At 43.0% G+C, this 20677-nt stretch carries 8 protein-coding genes; 3 read left to right on the plus strand and 5 right to left on the minus strand.

Translation table 11 applies throughout. The features are described from left to right. Nucleotides 1–26: 26 nt before the first annotated feature. The 5 genes from M1L62_RS02520 to M1L62_RS02540 form a co-directional block, all read right to left on the minus strand. Nucleotides 27–3464 (minus strand): NACHT domain-containing protein, encoded by a 3438-nt coding sequence (locus M1L62_RS02520; protein WP_254411426.1) that lies wholly within the window; start codon nucleotides 3462–3464, stop codon nucleotides 27–29. Nucleotides 3465–3505: 41 nt separating this feature from the next. Then, nucleotides 3506–4591 (minus strand): P-loop NTPase family protein, encoded by a 1086-nt coding sequence (locus M1L62_RS02525; RefSeq protein ID WP_254411427.1) that lies wholly within the window; start codon nucleotides 4589–4591, stop codon nucleotides 3506–3508. Nucleotides 4592–4645: 54 nt separating this feature from the next. Further along, complete coding sequence (locus tag M1L62_RS02530; protein ID WP_254411428.1) at nucleotides 4646–5893, minus strand: type II toxin-antitoxin system HipA family toxin; 1248 nt, start codon at nucleotides 5891–5893, stop codon at nucleotides 4646–4648. A gap of 4 nt (nucleotides 5894–5897) precedes the next feature. Next, entirely contained in the window at nucleotides 5898–6194 is a 297-nt protein-coding gene (locus M1L62_RS02535; RefSeq protein WP_254411429.1) for a helix-turn-helix domain-containing protein, read from the minus strand. Nucleotides 6195–6652: 458 nt separating this feature from the next. Next, nucleotides 6653–7027, minus strand: a complete 375-nt coding sequence (locus tag M1L62_RS02540) for a Rid family detoxifying hydrolase (protein WP_254411430.1) — start codon at nucleotides 7025–7027, stop codon at nucleotides 6653–6655. A gap of 582 nt (nucleotides 7028–7609) precedes the next feature. On the opposite strand from M1L62_RS02540, the gene M1L62_RS02545 reads away from it, so the two are divergent. From M1L62_RS02545 to M1L62_RS02555, 3 genes are all read left to right on the plus strand, one after another. After that, complete coding sequence (locus M1L62_RS02545) at nucleotides 7610–11896, plus strand: T9SS type A sorting domain-containing protein (protein WP_254411431.1); 4287 nt, start codon at nucleotides 7610–7612, stop codon at nucleotides 11894–11896. A 25-nt stretch (nucleotides 11897–11921) separates the two neighbouring features. After that, the gene (locus M1L62_RS02550; RefSeq protein ID WP_254411432.1) at nucleotides 11922–16172 is read left to right on the plus strand and encodes a T9SS type A sorting domain-containing protein; all 4251 of its coding nucleotides are present in this window, start codon (nucleotides 11922–11924) and stop codon (nucleotides 16170–16172) included. A 238-nt stretch (nucleotides 16173–16410) separates the two neighbouring features. Continuing rightward, nucleotides 16411–20655 carry a T9SS type A sorting domain-containing protein gene (locus M1L62_RS02555; RefSeq protein WP_254411433.1) on the plus strand — a complete coding sequence of 1415 codons (4245 nt, stop codon included), beginning with the start codon at nucleotides 16411–16413 and terminating at the stop codon, nucleotides 20653–20655. The last annotated feature ends 22 nt before the right edge of the window (nucleotides 20656–20677 follow it).

Genomic DNA, 20677 nt, shown 5'->3' on the forward strand with positions numbered 1-20677 from the left:
GTCGGAGCCATTTTTTGTTTTTGGACCTATAAAAGCTCTTCTAATATTTTTTCAGCGTTGTTTTTAAATCGATAGTCTACCAAAACCTTGTCAAATAATACAAGAAGTTTTTGTCGTTGCATTTTACTAACATCGTCGTTTTCGTTCAGTGCGTTAAAAGCTCCCACAATAAACTTTATAGACGAATTATCAGAACCAAAACCAAAACGTTTATCTACATTTCCACCTTTGTTATTCATCGCAAGTTCAAATAACTCGATTGCTATTAAAGGCGATCGGGTGCATTGCAAGGTCAGATAGCCCAGAAAATATTCGGTAATGGTAAAATATCTTGACTGAACATATTTCCTAAGGAATAAATGGATATCGTCTAATGCAAGATTTTCTGCGTTTAGAAAACTCCAACTCAACCGCTCATAGTCTTCTTCCACTGATTTGTTCAGCACATAATCAAGCAGAGAGTTATTTTTATCTTTGGCATTCGGAAAAAGATTATAGTGCTTTACAATATCGTTAACTGCACCAGAACAGCTATGTTTATTATTATCCAAAAGCGTATACAACAGACTATCTGCATTGGGCTGGTCATGTAAGTAGGCTCCATACAATTGAATAAACAAAGAATGACTATCGTTTTCCCGAAGATCCTTTGATACTGCCATTTTCATGTAAGCAATATCCAAAGCTTCGAAATTATAATTACCCATGTAACCAAATGACCAAATACCTGACGCAAGCACGTCGATGTCAGCTTCTAAATTGACACTTAAGGCAAATAGATGGAAGGCTCTATCCCGATCCAGATTCATTAAGTATGCAAACTGATACAATGCCGCAGCCCTAGCGTCTCTTGGGCCTTCAAAAAGAATTTTCTCAAAAGTATCAAAAATCAAATCCTTCAATTCAAAATCGCTGACATGCACTAACGCATGCGCCGCAGAGCCTGAGGGTGTATTTATACCTATCATAACAAGCTCTTCAGTCATCGATCTTTGCCTTTGGTTCAGCTGTATCTTATGGAATTCATCACCAAATCTTAGTGCAGTCTTTACAAGGAAATTAATTATATCAACATCGTCCTTCTCCTCACCAATCAAATTTGATGCTATCCTAACCAAATCCGAAACATATTGCTCACAGTCCTTCACTAGTAACTCTTTAAATAAAAGAATTACCTGAGTTAAATTTTCCTTGCTTTCACTTAATCCGCGAAGACCGCTGATTGAGTATTTTATATCAATATTTGGATCATTAATTGAGATTTTGATTATACCAAGTTTTTCGCTCGAAGGATTTTCTTTAACAACTGTCTCGAATGCAGATGCTAGTTCGTCCACTCCTCCCTTAAAAAAATCATGGTCCGATCGATCGCGCTGCCTGTTGTATTTCCTAAATGAATCAATCCAATTTGTCTTACTCATATATTTGTGAGCTTCGGCAGGAATGGGACTAAAAATCCCTCCACTCCTCATCCCTCCCGGTGCAGTGTCACAATATTTAGGAAACTTTCTCTTTAATTCTAGAAAAGATCTTCTCACACTAGTATTTATGACCAACAACTCTTCCGGTATCTGCAAAATCCATTGATATTTTGTCTGTCCCCAGAATGAGTGAAATCTATGCTTTTTAGAATCTGGGTCTTTATAGCAGTAAATTTCATTTGTATCAACAATTTGATCAATTTCCCTAAGAGAAATGTCAATCTGATGTTTTGTAAAAAACGAAAATGATTGTCCGAAGAGTACTCTCATTTCAAACCCAAGTCTGGAATGAAAATCTTTACGACGAAATTCTATGAAATAATTGAATAGATCAAAAATCTCCGCCTTATATCCTTCCTCATTACCGGTAAGAGCAAAAACCAACAATCGTAAAATGGAATAGTAGTTAGACTTTTTGTGAGCATTTAGGAAGTCATAAAAACTTGCAGCCTTTGATTCGGCCGAGCTGCGGAGGCATATTGCCAAAAGACGATATAAAAACTCTCCCCTCTCCAGATGGTCATCTTCCAAATCGATCGACCGATATTTAAAATCACTTAGTATGTCATCCTCTACTATTATCGTTTTCTCAATATCCGGACGAATAATATCAAATAAAATAGGAAACAATTTTTCCGGGACACTTTTCGCAAGATTTTGGAGTAGCGTTCCCTCCTCATACTCTCTCGCTCGTTTATTACTTTTATAATGCGACAATAATGAGTTTCTGACCTTTTTTAACACAAATTCAGGATCTGTCTTCGCTATGTTATCTAATACATGATAGTATGCAAAGGAATCGATCTCTTCAAAATCGGAACAACTATTCAAAAGCTCATAAGAAATTGGATTACTCCAATTTTCAATAGAAAATAAGATATTTCTTAGTATGGACTGGTCTTCAACCTCCTTTGTAAATTCCCAGGCGGCCGATAAATTGTCACTTAATAAACAATTTCTGAGAAAGCCAATACAAACAAATCTTAAAAAAGATAATTCTTGCGCTAATACACCTACCCAAAAGCTTTCTATTGCTGCTGGCTCTGCCTTTTTTAAAAAATTAAGTAATGAATTTTCATTACTTAATTCGAACCAAGCATTCCCTCTGGCTTGCTCAAAAAATAAAGTCGCAAAATAAATAGACTCCCTGAAAGCTTTCAATACAACTTTCTTCTCCTGCTGTGTAGGATGATCTTGTGACGAGATTGTGGATAATAGGATATGCTTAATATGAAACAGAATTTGATCATCCCAAAGAATTCTATCAACGGTTCTAATATACAAGTCAGAATTAAAATCTCTAAGATAACCTAATATCATTTTCACCGCTGATCGAATATGTATTGATTGTTCGGCTTCAATTATATATTCAAACAAGTCATTTTCTTTTTCAACAAATTGTTTTGAAAAGACAAAATCATAAAATGACTGATGGAAAAATTGCAGTTGTTTTCCTTCTTGCTTAATCAACAACTCACTTTCCAAGTACTTTAACTCAGTATTATATTCTTCAAAACGATGTACGGAAACAGTTATACGCTGTGATTCGTACATCTTCGCCGCTATATGATAAAGCACTTCTTTTACTTTGGCCGGCTCCACTCGAATTGGACTTGATACATTTATGACTTTACTATTCCAAAGTTCAAAATATAAATCCTGCACGGTTGCTGCTTGAAAGCTATTGTTATTGTTTAATGCTATCCGAGAAAAAACATTTAAATGATTCGGTGTTTTAAGTAGTTCCAATAATTTCTGTGAAATCTGTTCTTTAACAATCCCAATTTTCGACAATTGTTCTAATACCTGAGGCTCATTGAGAAGTTTAGCAGTAACAGTTTTAACATTTTTATACACTCTGAGAGATGGATCACAGTGTAAATCGGCAGTTCGTACAGAAATGACAATTTTAATATTCTCTCTACCAACAAAATTGTCAATAAGTGATTTATAAACGTTGAGAAAACTTCTGTCCGATGACATTGACTGTGATAAAGCATCAATTTGATCAACCAATATTACGGTCAGAGGAAAATATTTATGACTTGTTTCGAAGAAATCATACACCGGAATTGAAAGACCAATATTTTTTTTTGTAAATCCGAAATTGTATAAGAATATAACTTATCAGCTTTAAGCCCTAAAACTGGAATATCCTTTTTTGAAATCTCGTGATAAAGATCTCTTAAAATAACAGTCTTCCCATATCCTGCCTGCCCTGAAAGCAAACAAATATTTAATGGCTTGCCCTCACTATTTCTGATCGGGTCTGCTACAATCCATTGCAATAATTCTGCTGTTTCGTCTCTCTCAATATGCGAATGTTGAATACCCTCAAATTCATTACTCTCACTTTTCAATCCAACAGAACCCGCGTCAAGCTCCTTTATGATTCCCTCTGGTGTCAGCTCCTTAATTAAAACATTCCTTAAACTGGCAATCTCAGAATTATCGGTTATAGTTCGAACTTGAAAAAACAATGGTACTAATTTAAAACAGGCTGGCTCATTTAAATACACATCAATATCCTGAGGAACAATTTTCCGCACTTGAATGGAGCCAAGTATACTCTTTACCTCTTCTGTTCGATCATGCAATCCGAGTGATGCAAGAGTAGGCGCCGAAAGATTTTTTTGAACCCAATGACTCAAATTTGATTCGTTTCGAATATTATTTTGGAAGTCATCAATAAAGTCTCTGCAATCAGCAGTAAAATCAGTTGACACCATGATATAATAAATAAAATTTTCTTTATCATAAATCAACCGTTCATCAAGTAAACTATAAAGTACAAATTTGGTAATCTCTAATCCAAAATTCTCTTTGCTGTAATGAGTGGTGTACTTCTTACACTGGATTACGCCATGCGCTTTTCCTTTTTTAAAAAGTGCACAATCTCGTCCTTTGTCTGCTACACCCGACATCAAACTTACGTCATCGAAACCGTCAAAACCTTTATCAGAAATTTTCTCTTTACAAATACTATAAATTAATTCTTCGAATCGACGAGGGTTGGCTATTTGATTGTATGGATATCCCTGCCCCGCCATTGGAACAGGTCCTTCCAAATCTTTTTCAATTACCGGGTTTTCAAACGTAATAATATCCATAACAGAAATTCCCTTATTAATATACGAAATACTTAATGTACCTGCCAGCTAATTTTACAACCGAAAAGCAGAAGCCATCATTGTCTGCTCAGCTCTTGAAATCCCAATTTCAGCTGCCAGTTTTTGCCATTGTGAAACGGATGATTTGACCTGATCTATGATTTGGTTCATCTGTTTCTCTCCCAGCCGAAAATACATCCCAACTTGTTTTGCTATTTCAATATCAAGTTGATTGTCTTCCATATCAATATTGATTGCAAGGCCATCTTTGTCAATGGATGGATTAATGTCAAAAGCGGGAGATAGACGCCAGCCTTTGGCAGTCAGAATGAATCCGTGATTTCTCAGGTGATCATCTGTATTGGATATTGTTATATTAAACACCATTCGCCGCCAGAGCTGACTAAGATCTTCGTCTACACTACTTCCGGAAAATTGAATAAATTCAACCATGTCCAGATACGACGGCGCATCGTTCCGGATCAGTTCTTCATTTTTTCCAGTCATTGTCATGGCAGAAGCAAAGTGGACTCTCGCCTGCCTGTCACGGTCAAAACGTTTGGTAAAAAAAGTATGGTACTTGCCGGCGACATGCTCCAATTTACTTTCAGCCATCTCTATACCTGCATGAACCGCCAGCTGGTAAGCGAGATATTCCCATGCGGCTTTGTCGGTGCTGTCATTTTTTGAAGGAAATTTGGCGATCCAGGGCTGTCCCAATTCATCAACAATATTAGCTTTAGGTCTGGCTCCCCCCAGAGAAGAGCCCGGAGCCATTAGCATAGCTAACCATTTTCTGACCTCTGCGGTGTCTTCGTTGGACTCAATCAGGGATGCTCCGTGTTGCAATTCACGTATAGTGGTCCAGGGAGGGGTGGGAGACACAGGATCGTTGTCAAGAAAAGGTCCTTGAGGGTCAAGTTTAAAACGCAAAGCTCCCATGCGGCTTTCATCATGAACGCCCAGTAGAAAATCAATGTCATACAATGTCTTTGATGAAGTGCCTTTTTCTTTTGCCTGAATAGAGGCTCTTCTTTTCATCAGCGTACGCCCCCAGGTGTCTGGCATTGAATCCAGAAATACGCCGAAATTTTCTTTCTGATTTGGATATTGAGAACCGCCAAACCAGGCAATGTCCGGGTCCAAAAGAAGTTGCTCAGTTGATTTGATCCAATCAGGATCGTATGTGAAACTAAATGATTTTCTTCCTTTCGCTTGCTGGGCAGCCAGTATACCGATACATTTTGGACCAGACATTCCTATCCAGTCGGCATAAACCCAAATGTCTGTCTTATCTGCCATATTATTATGATTTGCCGATCAATTCCAAATCTTGCAATTTTCTTCCAAAAGTATCGTCAGCGGCTAGTTTCAAAAAATCATCCTGTAATCCAAGAACCCTCAGCACATTGAAATACGCGCCCAATGATACACTTGGGTTGCCCTTTTCGATATGATATAATGTAGTCCTGTCAATACCAGCTCTTTCAGCAACCTGTATTGTCGTAAGTTTGCGTCTCTTCCGTGCCAGTTTGATATTCTCACCCAGCTGTTCAAGGATTTTTGCAAATTTGGGAAGAAGAATCTGTTTTCTATTGTTCATAAATGTTGTTTATAATCAACAATAATAGATAAATTGTTGATTATAAACAACATTTACTGAGATTGTTTAATATTCATTAACCACCCAAAACGTCAACGTCTGTAAATTGAAATAATACACTTGATTAAATGTCTTTTCGAACAAGGGAAAAATCATCTTTACCATTTAAAAGATACCAGCTACAATCATAACTGATATCAATTGTTTAGGCTATCAGCTTAACTTTTTTTTCTAAATCTTCTAAAAAGTGTTTCGATAACTGTTCGGGAAGGGGTACAGATGGCTCTGACGATAAGTCGGGGCCATTTTTTGTTTTAGCACATCGCTAACTGCTCGATCGTGAAATAAGCAACACAAAAAAAAGAGATTCCCAAACCGGAAATCCCTAAATAATATACCCCTCCTATCCATAATGATAACTACGAAACAGAGGAAAGAAGTTAAAAGTGAGTTTCAACTCATTCGACTTTCAGACTGGCAACCGTTGTCATTTCAACACGGGCAAGCTTAGGCAAACCGGCTACCGCAATGCAGGTACGGGTTGGAAAACGATTTTTGAAATAAGTGGCATACACCAAATTCAGCTCGTCAAATAATCTCATATCGGTAAGATAAATGGTAACGCTGACCACATGATCAAAAGTGAGATGATGTTCGGTTAGTATCGTCTCAATATTCGTTAAGACTTGTTTTACTTCATCAGCAAAGGATGTAGTTACCAGCTTCCCGCCGGATGATCCGATCTGGCCTGAAATAAATAAAAATCCGTTTGATACTAAGGCCTTTGAAAGAGGGAGCACGGCTGCGACGTTTTTTTCCTGGTTGATATCCATGTATTTGATTTTTCACGCAAGATAATCAGACTTAAAATATAGGCAGCCGTAACTCAGTAATTATTAATAATTGCCTTAGATCCTTCCTAGTGCCTTCCATAAAAAAATACGTCATAGTGACTACGCTTAACTAACAAATAGCTTACGTGAACGCCAAGTAAAAATCAATGTTACACAAAGTCAATGATCGCGTTCCTCTTTAACTGGCCCGAATAGAGGATTTTCTTTTTATCAGAGTTCGCCACAAGTATCAGGCATTGAATCCGGAAATACACGGTTATAATTCAGATTTATGCTGCCACAAATAACCCTAACTTATCGTCAGAGTCATTTTTTGTCTTTGGACAAAATTTCAAAAATACATTTCCAGACTATTATATATTCTTTTTTTATAAGGCAGGCAGCTCTCCGCATTTCTCCGGACAAGTCATTCTACTGGCCTGTCGCAGATTGACGATTCGGTCAAAATAAAATGTAACCGGAAGTTGTTTTTATTGCATTAATCGGAATAAACTTGGAAATTGCCCTGGCAATTCGGTTTCTAGTTCGGGACCTGGATTGCAATTAACCTCCCCTAACTCTATGTTCAAATTTTTACGCTTTCTATTTTTTTGCCTTTGCTCATTTGCCACTTTCGCCCAAAGTCCCAGTCTGAGTATAATCCGGGTTAATTCGGAAAATTATTGTTTAGGAACTGAACTAAGCATAGACGTGGATGTTAAAGGCGCATTTCCCTCGGGTAACAAATTCACTGTGGTAGTTTACCGGAACTGGAATAACCCTGCCGAGCGGTGGGAATATCCTGCCGAACTCAAAGGTGATAAGCTGGTTACTGTTTTGAAAGAACCTTCCCTGGCCAATTCGCAAAGTTTTGGACTCAAAGTTCTCACTTCAAATCCGCAAACTGAAACCGACGGCTACTATTCAATCAGAGCACTAACAAAGTCAAGAGTGCAACTGACAACCCGCTGGGGTTTCAAGGCCGACACGATCAATTCCACGGATCAGATCGCGCTAGCCGTCATCGCGACCCCTTCTACCCGTGGTACCGTGACACTAAACACTGGCGACACATTTGACCTTCACTACGCCACCGACTGGACAGCGCCATATCCGACTTTCATCACCCTTCCGAAAACAAAGGCAGGTTCTTATTTTATCAAAGAGGCCAGCAATATCTGCGGACCAATGGCTATAGACGGACAGGTGAATATCAAAGTCAATCCGATCGACTTCATGCCGGTTGCTTTCAGCCCTGAACGGCCTTGCAATGGCGGGAACATTAAGGTAAATTTCAATACAAATGGGGCAGAATTTGATGCAAATACAAAATTCAAAATCCGTTTCACCAGCGATAATTCATATATCGACTCGTATAAATATGTTGATGCCCCGGCAACTTTGAGCGGTAAAAATGAGCTGACCGCCCGCGTCCCTGAGAATCTGACAGACGTAATGCGCAACGATGGAATTTATTTAGGTATTGTTACGGAAAACCCCTCCGCTATTTCAATCGCCAAGGCACTGAAAGTGTATGTTTACCCCAAGCCTTCATTTATCCTGAAAGCCGAAAAGACAAGTGTAAATCTTGGCGAAAGCATCTATCTCTCCGGCAACCCGACCGGTATGCCGCCATTTAAAATCACCCTGACTTCCGGGGAAGTAATGGAGTACTCGATCCAAGTGAGCCCAGAAAAGACAACAAATTATCAGGTAAAGACATTTGAATCGGGCTGTGGTCTCATCCAAAATCCATCGAATACACCAGTAACCGTTACTGTAAATCCGAGCCTTTTACTCACCGAGAATGCTTATACCAGTAATCCGAAAATATTCTGTGAAGGACAAACGGCCCGCTTAGGCTTTCGTGCTAATGGTGTCTCTTCGCAAACCACTTATTCGCTGGAAGCCAATACTTATTCAGGGAAAAAGATTATGTTTCAGACCAAAGTCGTGGGAGATTCCCTTGAATTTTCTATCCCTAAAAACACAAATCAGGACCGAGATCTCAATTATGGTGAAATCACTGGTGTCCGCATCATATCAGCTAATCCGACACTATCTTCACCATTTGTAAGCTTGAAGATCCAAAGCCCGCCCACGATGGTACTGGCCGTCAATTCGCAGCAAAGCGTACAGTTCCCTTCTCCCCTCCGGCTGGACTTCGACCTTCTTGGCGGGGCTCCCTACACGGTCGAAATGGAGAATGGTTCAAAGAATACTTATGACTACCGAAACGTTTGGTTCGAACAGTTTGTGAAGCGGGATACTACTTTCAAACTGACCAGGCTATCTAACACTTGTTTTGTAAATAACAATCCACCTTCATTTCCGATCAAAGTCGTAAATCCGGCCGGCACCACACCAAGTGTATTTGCCAGATTGATCAAAAAACCTTATTGTATGGGTGACAGCGTGGAGGTTGAACTGGCAGTCCACGGACAATTTGATGCTGGTAATCAGTTCACTTTGTCTTACCTTCGGTTTGCGCAATCGGAAACCTTTACAATCCGGAACGTGACCAAGTCGGGCATTTACAAGGTTAAATTGCCTGTACGGATGGAAGAGGGATATGATGCGAGCTTGCAAATAAGTTCCACCTTGCCTAGGCTTACTTCTGAAACCGAACGGTTTTTCCTCGGTGTTCCACCTCGGACACCGACGATCTCACCGATAGGCAGGAAGGAAAATCCCGAAAGAATGTACCTGGGTGCGCATCCCAGGGTTACAATAAATGGCAGTGCTTACAGTCCGGTCATTTATTCAGTTGACGGCCAGGAAAACAAGGTAATTTCTGACAACAATGGGAGGTACAATGTTGCATTACCTTTGCAGAACGGCAAAACATCCGAATTCAAACTAAAATCGGTAACCAATGCATGTGGTGCCTGGAATGGCGAAATAGTATCCTACTTTTATGGTATCGGATACAAGATGGTCATCGATCAGGCTGTATTTGGCGTATGGCATTGCACAGGTTCCGAAGCTGAGGTTCGTTTTTCATTCGAAAGCGGTAAGGCCACAACGGGTACAAAATTCACGCTTCAGATTTCCCCATCCGGCGACGCCGGCTCTTACACAGACGTTGCCACCGTTACCGACAGCCAGATAATCAGGTTTGTCACGCCTAATCTGAAGGCAGGTAGCTACTATACAAGAATTTACTCTTCGGACAATATCTATTCCGAAACCAGGAACATCCTGATCGGTCAGGCGCCGACAGCCAACCTGATCAGCAATTATCCGACGCCTGGAGCGAATAACGCTACTGTCGAATACGGCACGCCGGTATATATGACAGCCAACCTGACCGGCAATGAGCCCTGGGGGATCGTCTATAGTGATGGCATGCAACAGCAGGTGACGAGCAATTACGGTTCCTACTCTCCGGTAATCACCGCCCCACAGACCTTCACGATTGCTAAGGTCTGGAATTCATGCGGTTACGGAACGGCCAGCGGCTCAGTGAGCGTTAAGGTCAAATCTGCGTTGGAAATCAATAAATTCCCTGCAAACGCAGATCCTACAATATGTCCGGGCCAGAAAATTCAGCTGAATTTTGCGGTCAAAGGCCCTGAGTTACCGGTGAACGCCTATCTGGTTTTTTCCATAAGGGGTGATAAAGGTGAACCGATCAAGCTGGACTCGGTCAACAGCTTGACAGGAAGAATTCAGCTCACGATACCTGATAATATTGCTGGTGAAGTATTTTTCGTAAAAGCAGAAATCACTTCACTTCAACTTTCTAAAACAATTGCATATCAGCTTTACTCGGTACCTGATTTGACATTGATCGGCGACAATATTATTACGGCTGGAGAGTCGACCAAGCTGTATGTCCGCTCGAATTCAACTTTTGCCTACAATACACCTTTTGAACTTTCCGACGGTAAGTCATATCTAAACACAGCTCCTTCGCCGGGAGGTATTACGGAAATCAAAGTAGCGCCTTCCACTACCACAACCTACACGTTAAAGCCGTTGCAGAGTGTCTGCGGCTCAGGTAAGGTATCAGGCTCGGCTACGATCACCGTACAACCCAAACTGGCTCAGTGGCTGTCCTTACAACGCATTGAAAGTTTACGGCGGTCGAACATCTGCAACTCAGATACTGTACAAGTCCATTTTTACCTCAATGGGAATCAAGGGAACAATCCAGAATATGAAGTGCTGCTTTCGGATAGCACGGGCAAAAACTTAGTCTCCATTCCTACTTCCGGACAGTCTTCACCGGTGACCGCTATTATCCCAACGAGTGTTAAACGATCTGGTTTTTACAGACTTCGCCTCAATTCGAAAGATCCAAAGGTAAGTGGCAGCACCTATGCAGAGACGCTCAGGATCGGGGAACGCGCTCGGGCGAAAATACTCACGCCATCTGTTTTGTATCAGGCTGGCCAGTCCGTAAACGTGGTAATCGGCCTTGAAGGCAGCAGCCCGTTCTCTTACCGCTTTGGTGACGAGAATTTTTTCCAGTACCGCTCGGCAACGAAATATTCAGACACACTTAAGCTGACACCCGTAACACCACTTGCTACGTACAAGATCTCGCAGGTGTCCAATGAATGCGGGACCGGCACGATTGAGGAACCGTCATCACTCAGGATCGAGCTGATCACAGCTACCGAGCCCCTGGAGGAAATCATTACTTTTGGCCCCAACCCTACCACCGGCACACTATTCATCCGGTTTGAGGGAGCCGCCGTCCGAAATCTCGAAATTATGAATATTGCAGGGCAGGTGATTTCCTCAGGCAGATATATCGGCAAGAATGCAACCGTCGACCTGTCGGCATTCCCGGCGGGCGTCTACCTTTTACAAGTCAGGAAAAAGCGAGCCGTGGCGACCTACCGCATTGTGAAATACTAAAACCCTATCCGTAAACCTCTTCAAAATGAAATTAAAAACGCTATTGCTAGCCTGGCTATGCCTGCTTGGCTACGCCTCCATTGGCCAAATTACCATGCCACAGGTCGTACCCACTTACAACTATGAAGGCAAGCTTTGCTCTTACACGGAGACCAAAATTCCGGTGCAGATCCTAGGCAAATTCAATGATGACAATCGGTTTTCCGTAGAGCTGTTGTCTTATGATTATAAGCCATTAGGAAGTTACGACGCTGAGCTAAAAAACGGAAACCTCGTTTTTACAATCGGCGGTGATCTGGCGGAGAATTATAGTCGGATCGACTACCGGATTTCGACAACCAGCCCAGCTACCAAAACCACTATTTATTCAAATAATTGGTATACCCGCGGAAAAATTTCCATCGCCCGTCCGGCAGGCGATTCTGATACGCTGAATGCGGGAATGTCGTATCTTTTAAATGTGGGTGTGGACGCCAACAATCCCGTCACCATTACATTCAGCGACAGCTCAGTTCGGGAAATCGCGCGAAACGGCTATCAGCAGACAACGAGCCTGTTAGCTTCCAAATCGACCGATATTTTTATAGTCAAAGCGGTTAACAGCTGTAACGTGCCTGTTCCGTTTTCCGGAAAAGTGCCGCTGGTCATTAATCCGATGTCTATCATTCCCGTCAAGGTAAATAGCCAGACAGCGCTCTGTGAAGGCAATGAAATAGAACTGAATTACGCTGTTTCCGGAGGTATTCTCCCAGAATCTGCAACATTCAGGCTTCGCATTTTTAAACCTTATGCGAATTCAAATGAAAAACAGATATTCGAAGTACCGGCAACAAGAAAATCAAATGGCGTGCTTGTGGCCCGTATCCCGGAAAAAATCACGACGTATTCCGGTCTTTTCAACATAGCGGTGCTGGTCGATAAACCTGCGTTGGTCAGTTCCTATCTTAAATCGGTATCTATTTACGAAAAGCCGGTTGCGTCATTTCGCAGCCAGAGCGACTCTGCGCGCATTGGAGAACCCTTTACAATGTGGCTAAATGTGGCTGGCCCCGAGCCCTATACCGTCGAATTGAACAACGGTGTTTCATACGCCCTCGATGGGAACCGTAACATCAATATTTACCCTCTTAAAACGGAAACATTCTCAATCCGCTCATTACGCACAGCCTGCGGTATCACAACAGACCTTCCCAAACAAACTGTTATAGCAAGCCTTCCGCCCGGCATCACCATTAATTCGCCTTCCGATCAGAAATGGTCAATCTGCGAAAACCAAAAACTCCGGCTGCCTTTTGTAACCAATGCAACATTGAATACCAACACAAAAATCACGGTAGAGGGCCGTACTTACAACAATACCACTTATCAGTTCGAGGCAAAAATTGTGAATGATTCGATCGAATTCCTGATACCGCATTCACCGGCCGAATGGATCACTGAAGGTTATTTCAATATCAAATATTTCAGGATCAAAACATCCAACCCAACACTTATCTCCCAATACAAGTCTGGCTTCAACATCAAGGGTATACCGAGGGTTGCTTACTTGACTAACAGTTCGCTCACACTGAACGGAAAAGGTTTCTACACATACTCCCTCGTTGTTTCAGGAGGCACTCCATACACCGTAATCGACGAAAAAGGAACAAAGAGTTCGGCAGATTATGTACCAATGTTCCAGAACACCTTCGTTCCTGCCACTGGTGCATACGGTCCTAAGTCGGTACAAAATGGCTGCTATGCCAATAGCGATCTGGACAAACTCAACTTAACTGTAAATCCATCCACAAGCCAGGCACCAGCCATTGTAGTACATCCGCCTGCACAGAAATATCATTGCGATTCCGACAGCGTGGAAGTGTTTTTTGAAGCGCTTGGAAAATTTGATGAGGGGAACGAATTTCAGATTACCAGAGGTGACAATCCAGGAGCAATCCTACTTACGGTAAGCAAGCCCGGACGATACAAAATACCCGCCTCGGTACTGGGTTCCGGATATATAAGCATACAGGTCAGGTCTACAAGGCCTGCGACACAGGTTATCTCAGGTTTTACGGCGATTATAGACAGCAAACCGGTTCTGTTATATCCAGGTGAACTGAGCGGGTCGACAGCTGAAAAACCCAGGAAATTTGCAATGGATCAAACGCCTTCCATTTACATGCAAAACAACAGCTACTCACCCTACACAGCTGAATTCACCGATGGTTCAAAAGATTATCATTTTGAACAAGTGTTGCAATATGACTCCTTTCTTCCTATAATTACCAAGTCGAAAGTGACAGCCTACACGCTCAAATCGATGAACAACGTCTGCGGCACAACGAATGTCAATATGACCATGTATCTGTACTGGATCGGTTACAGCATATCATTAAAATATTTTCAGGAAGATAAGTCTTTCTGCACCGGACAGCAAATCGTGGTTCCGTTCAATATAGAAAGAGGCAGCGCTCCGGCAGGCACGACCTACCAACTCCAAGTCGGTAGAGTACTGGGCGACTATAAGACCATTGCTTCGAACACATCACTCGAAGATTTTAAATACATCATACCAGAATCGATGGAAGGCGAGTATTACGTACGCATCGTCACCGACGCCGGCATTGAATCCGGAGGAAAAAGATTCTTTGTTAATAAAACGCCTACCGGGACGATTTCCCTCAGTAACCAATTAAGCGCAGAGATCGACTACGGTCAAACGGTATACATCGACTATAACCTCACAGGTGGAGGACCATGGGAAATAATTCAGAATGAACAGGGTAATATGACTGCCAGCGCTTTGCCATTCACAAGGTCTTACACCCTCACCCAAGGAACTGTCTTTCAATTACGTTCTATTAGTAACCAGTGTGGATATGGCTCGGTATCCGGCAGCATCGCTGTGCGCGTGAAGCCTCGAATCGTCACATTCCAACCCGAAAAAAACAATGCGTGTAACGGGGAACCAATCAATGTAAGATACCAGGTTGGCGGCGACATTCCTACGGGAGAGAAAGTCGGTTTTTATCTCAAAAATACAAACGGGACCAGATTTGAACTTCTCTCGCTTAATGCGATAACCGGCACCGCGTCGCTCCCGATACCCGCCACAATCCCCGGTGGTTACTATGAGCTCATTTGCTACATTACCGGTTCCAACATTTTTGAGTCGCGCCAGATCAGCATTTACAAAACATCGGACATTGAACTGATCGGTAACACAACGATTAACCAGGGTGAATCTACATATCTCCAGATACGATCAACCAATGCAGGCAATGTGCCACTGGACATTACCTTATCTGATGGTACAAAAAGCACTTTTCCTGCCTGGGAACCTGGTTCACATTCTTATGTTATGGTAACACCTGCTACTTCCACTACCTACTCAATACGCTCGGCAACCGGTAGTTGTGGTAACGCAAGATCGTCGGGAAGTGCGACAGTGAGAGTGAATGCAGCTTCCGTAAGGACAGTTCGCGTTACTGGTTTAAATAAGATCAATCCATTCTGCGAAAAGGATACATTGTTGGTCTATTACTCGATAACGGGGGCATTCTCAGCGGATAATCAATTCACAGTTCAGTTTTACGATAGCCAGGCTAAACTCGTCAATTCTCTGCCGGCAACAGGGAAGGAATCTCCACTTCGGGTCCTTATCCCAGCCGGCTTCTCAACTACCGAGCCCTATCGTATACGTATCGCCGCAAGCGATCCGAACACGGGTTCGAGTGATTTTCCACAGATATCGATGTTTGGTACAAAGGCAAACGCCTCTTTCACCAACAGCAATGCAGTGCTCGACGACAAGGGAAATGCTAAGGCCGTCGTGTTGCTTGCAGGAACCGGTCCCTGGCGATACAACTATGGAAACGATCTCGGTGCTATTCAGCGATACGCTTCCACGTCTCCCGATACCCTTATCATCGCAAGCAAAGAACCATCAGCCTATTTCAAGCTACTGTCTGTCACCAATGGCTGTGGCACAGGCACGATCAATGAACCGTCAACAATCAGAGTTGAAATCATTCTGGGTACGGAAGAACCAGGTCAGGGCGCGGAACCAATCACATTCGGCCCCAATCCAAATAATGGCCGGGTAATGCTGCATTTCAAAACCGGTTCAACAAAACGGCTTGCTTTGTACAATACCAATGGTGTTTTGATTTGGGCAAAAACAATTTCAGAAACTGATCCTGAGATCAATATGCAGCAATACCCCTCCGGAAGCTATCTATTGAAGATTACACATTCGAAAACAGAGCAAACTTTACGGATTGTGAAAGAATAAGACCCGGATACTCGCCAACCCCACCTAACCGAATTTCCCGGCAACTACGACATGATCTTTCCATCCGATGAAATCTTGTCTGGCTCGGGGCTAATTTGCCGGAGAAGGTTGGCGAGCCCCCTTTCGAATAAAGAGCTATACTTAATCTAACAGGAATTAGCTGACCACCTATTGTTTTAAGTTACCCTCATTATACAATCTATTTTTTTGTTATTTTTGGATTAAATATTCCACCTCTATGAAAAAAATATACTTACTGGCTTTTGCTTTTTTTTATTCATTAAATCTGATTGCCCAATCTCCCTCAATTGTTATTACATATCCTGAAACTGCCTGCCTGAATACGGCACAAAAGATCCAGGTTGCAATCTCCGGCACTTTTAATACGGACAACAAATTTTCGGTGCAGGTAAGGAAAAGTGAGAATAGTCCCGTAATCTCTGAACTTCCCGCACGCTTGATAAGCGGAAAAATTGAGGTAATTCATACGGATTCAAGCCTGTCGCTTTTACCCTACATCCAGCTCCGGGTAGCTGCTACTTCTCCCAAAGCTGAGAGTAACTGGTACAATGTGCTTATTAATACAAAAGGTAGTGTCAACCTTTCGGTAGCTAACTCAGACACGATTAATGCCGGGGAAGCGCTGACTCTCAAATTCACGACTTTCAGTTCCAGTACTGCCAATATCGTGCTGAATGACGGTTCCGGGTTTTCTGTCTCTTCTTTTGAACGTGGCTACTTTAATACCTATCATCAAAAAGGCATCAACGTATCTACACCATTTTATATACAAAAAGCAGAAAATATCTGTGGTCCCATGTCCGTCAGCGGACAGGTGAAGGCCACGATCAATACGGTTTCACTAAAAACTATTTCCGTTTCCCCCGCAGCTACCTGTGAGGGGAACGAGATAAAAGTTGGATTTTCGGCCTCCGGACCAGCTTTGCCTGCGGGTACCCGATACAAGCTGCGCATCTCAGTTTATCAGGGCGATCTGCTCAACGTAAAATCTGTGGAGGTCCCTGCCCGGTTGATAGAGAATATACTGGTTGCTAATTTTCCGAAAACATTTAATCTATCCGGCAGAAGCAAGTACAAGGTACGGGTGCTAACAGAAAACCCCGCATTGGCAGGCCTGGACACTGATTTCGACTTTGTCGTTTATCCTGCCGCGTCGGCCAATATCACTACCCCCAGCAAAACTATAAATATCGGCGAGCAGATTACCATTGGTGTTGGTTTTTCGGGATTGGCACCTTATTCTGCAATTTTACAGAACGAAACCGTTGCAACAACAAACTCCTACGGCGACATTCAGGTAAGGCCGGAAAAATCGACCTCCTATAAAGTCAGCGGTCTGACAACCGGCTGCGGCGTAACTCCGGAACCTTCCGGACCAACCATGGTCGTGACCGTCAGGCCGGGTATTGCAATGGAGCCATTGACAGGCAGCAAATCCTTTTGTGCGGGGTCGACCGCGAGAATCAGAATGCTGTCCAATGTGGAATTCAATACAGGGACAACTTTCAGCGTCAATGCAGTGATCAATAATAAAACAGCTTATTCTTTTCCGGCCCAAAAATCAGGAGAATATCTTGAATTTCAGATTCCGGTACTTGCTGAAAATACAGACAGGTCGCTGAGCTATGACAAGATCAGCGCATTTTTTATTTCCACCACTTCTCCTGCCTACCAGTCGGCTTATTCGTCCGGCTACCTTATCAAAAGCAAGCCGGATATGTTGGTACTTCCCCACTCGGTTACCATCCACAAGGAACCTTCCCAGGCGTTATTTGGATACGAACTATTAGGACAGGGACCTTTCAGCATTGAAGACGCAGCAGGCACTGTCAATCAAATTGAAGGATACACCGCCTGGTATCCCGACTTGTATATCAACAAAACGCAGGATTTCAAACTAAAATCGATCAGTAATTCCTGTTTTAAAAATGAAAAACTACCGACTGTCAGCCTCACGCTCGACACCGCTGGTGCTGCGCCGGGCATCCACATGCAGCCACTGAAAACTTTGGTCTGCCGACAGGACAGCATTGAGATTACTTTTATAAAAACGGGCAGTTTCAAGGCAGGAAATGCATTCCGGATTGAAGGTTACAGTGATTGCTGCGAATTTCAACTACTGGCAAGTGTGAATAAGGATGGTACTTTCAAAGTGAAGGTGCCGGTCAGTCAGCAGTCAGCGTTCTCACGCTTCAGGGTAACGTCAACCAATCCTGTGCTTTCCAGCAGAGATTATCAGATTCAAATGCAAACGCCGCCCGCAGAATTTAGAATTTCTCCTTCGGCAACACGCGAATCTCCCGCGCAGTATCTTGCAGAACAAGATGTAATTCTCTCCTTGTCAACCCGGGACGGCGGACTTTCATCATTCGTTTATACGGACGGAGTTACTGAACAGACGTTTCTAAGTAGTCCGGGCGGATACGAGGCGCGGATTACGCCGCCAAAAGGGCAAGTAACTGCATATACCATCAAAACGGCCACAAATCAGTGCGGAACGTTTCCGGTCAACCAGACTACCTACATTCAGGTGTTGCCCTACCGGATTTCAATTCAGGGTGGTGAAGAGGGAAAAAATCTTAGCGCCTGCCAGAACGGGAACCTTACGGTCCCTTTTGTAACGCTTAACGGCGACGCGTCGAATGGAAAATTTTCTTTACAAATAGCCAAAGACAAAAACACGGCATTTTCGGACATTGCCAGCAATATCACTTCACGTGTTATATCCACGTCCATTCCTGCAAATACTGCCCCGGGACTTTACCAGATGCGGATTGTATCATCAGAAGGCAGTATTTCCAACATAGTAAATCTGTTTATCGGTTCTCCTCCGACGGCTACGCTTACTGCTACGGCTACCGGCCCGATTACTATCAATCCTGGCCAGGGCGTTCCGTCGTCAATCAGTTTCACCGGCTCTCCGTCATGGACGATCATTTACGAAAACAGTGAAAAACAAATAACCGACAACAATCCCTATACCAGAAATCTTACGACAGACAGAGGGAAGGAGTTTTCACTAATATCTGTTTACAACAGCTGTGGGTATGGAGCTGTTTCGGGCAAAATCGCCGTGAAAGTAAATCCTACCCTGCACGCATTCGCCGAGCAGGAAGAAGTTTGCGTAGGCGCTACTGTGCCTGTCAGGTACCTCTTGCAGGGTGACGCTTCGCTGGATAATGATTTTATAGTTTTTCAGCTTGTCGATACTCAAAATAATCAAACGATCAGGCTCGATTCGACAAAGAACCGGGAGGGTACCATCATTTTAAAGATCCCTGCAAACCTGTCCGGCAACTTTTACGAACTACGAAGCATTTTGAAAAGTTACGCGATTACTTCTTCGGTTAAGCTAACTGTCAAGAAAAAAACGGATGTTTCGATCATCGGCAATACAACCATTAACCCCGGAGAAAATGCACAATTGCAGCTGAGAAGCAATTTACCTTTTAACGAGGCTATTCAATACAAACTGTCAGACGGACAGACCGGAACATTCTATGGAGGCACCGGTAATTCCGAGTTTTTCGTCAAAGTAAGTCCGTCGACAACTACCGTTTATACCATCATATCTGCTGATAACGGCTGTGGAGAGGGTAAAAAATCCGGAAGTGCTACGGTGGAGGTCAATCCTGTGAGCGAACGCACAGTTACCGTGACGAGCTGGGATCCTTTTGAAAGATCAGCATTCTGTGTTGCTGAGGCAATTTTAGTGAATTACACCTCAAAAGGTACTTTTTCCGCTACTAACACCATGACCGTGCAACTCTCGGACACGACGGGGCGAAATTTCAAATCTATTGTCACTACCGGCACATCATCACCCTTAAAAGCGACTGTGCCTGCTGATCTGGTTCCTGGAAAAAAATATAGGATCAGGGTTATAGCATCCGATCCGGGCACCGGAAGCGGGGCCTACGAATATCCATTGTCTCCCGGCACACGGGCAACCGCACGGTTTTCCTCTGCATCACTCCTGGAAGACCCTTCTGGCATATCCAAACTGGCAGTTTTGCTGAGCGGTACAGGGCCTTGGGAGTACGATTTCGGAAGTTCTCTGGACATCACCACGCGACATTCCGTTTCCCCTATCGATACCATTTACCTTTCCCAGAAACCCCTGAGTGAATATTACAAAATATTCCGTGTCTCAAACCGTTGCGGCACAGGCACCATTGAAACACCTGATATTGTCAGAGCACAGGTGGTCCTGGGTGAAAATCCGCATGCCATTCAGGTTGTAATCGGGCCAAATCCCGCGGAAGATCAGGTGGTTGTAAAATTCCCGGATAATGCTTTAAAAACGATCATTATGCTAAATTCGGCGGGAATAGAAGTACTAAAAAAATCAACATCGCTGAAAGAGGATTTTTTGAATATCAGGCAATTCCCTGCGGGCATTTATCTGCTGCACATCGAAGGCAAAAACACCCGGTCTACATTTAAAATACTAAAACATTAACCCGCACGACAATCCATACAAT

The organism is Dyadobacter diqingensis, from assembly GCF_024220585.1.
In the GTDB taxonomy this organism is placed as follows: Bacteria; Bacteroidota; Bacteroidia; order Cytophagales; family Spirosomataceae; genus Dyadobacter; species Dyadobacter diqingensis.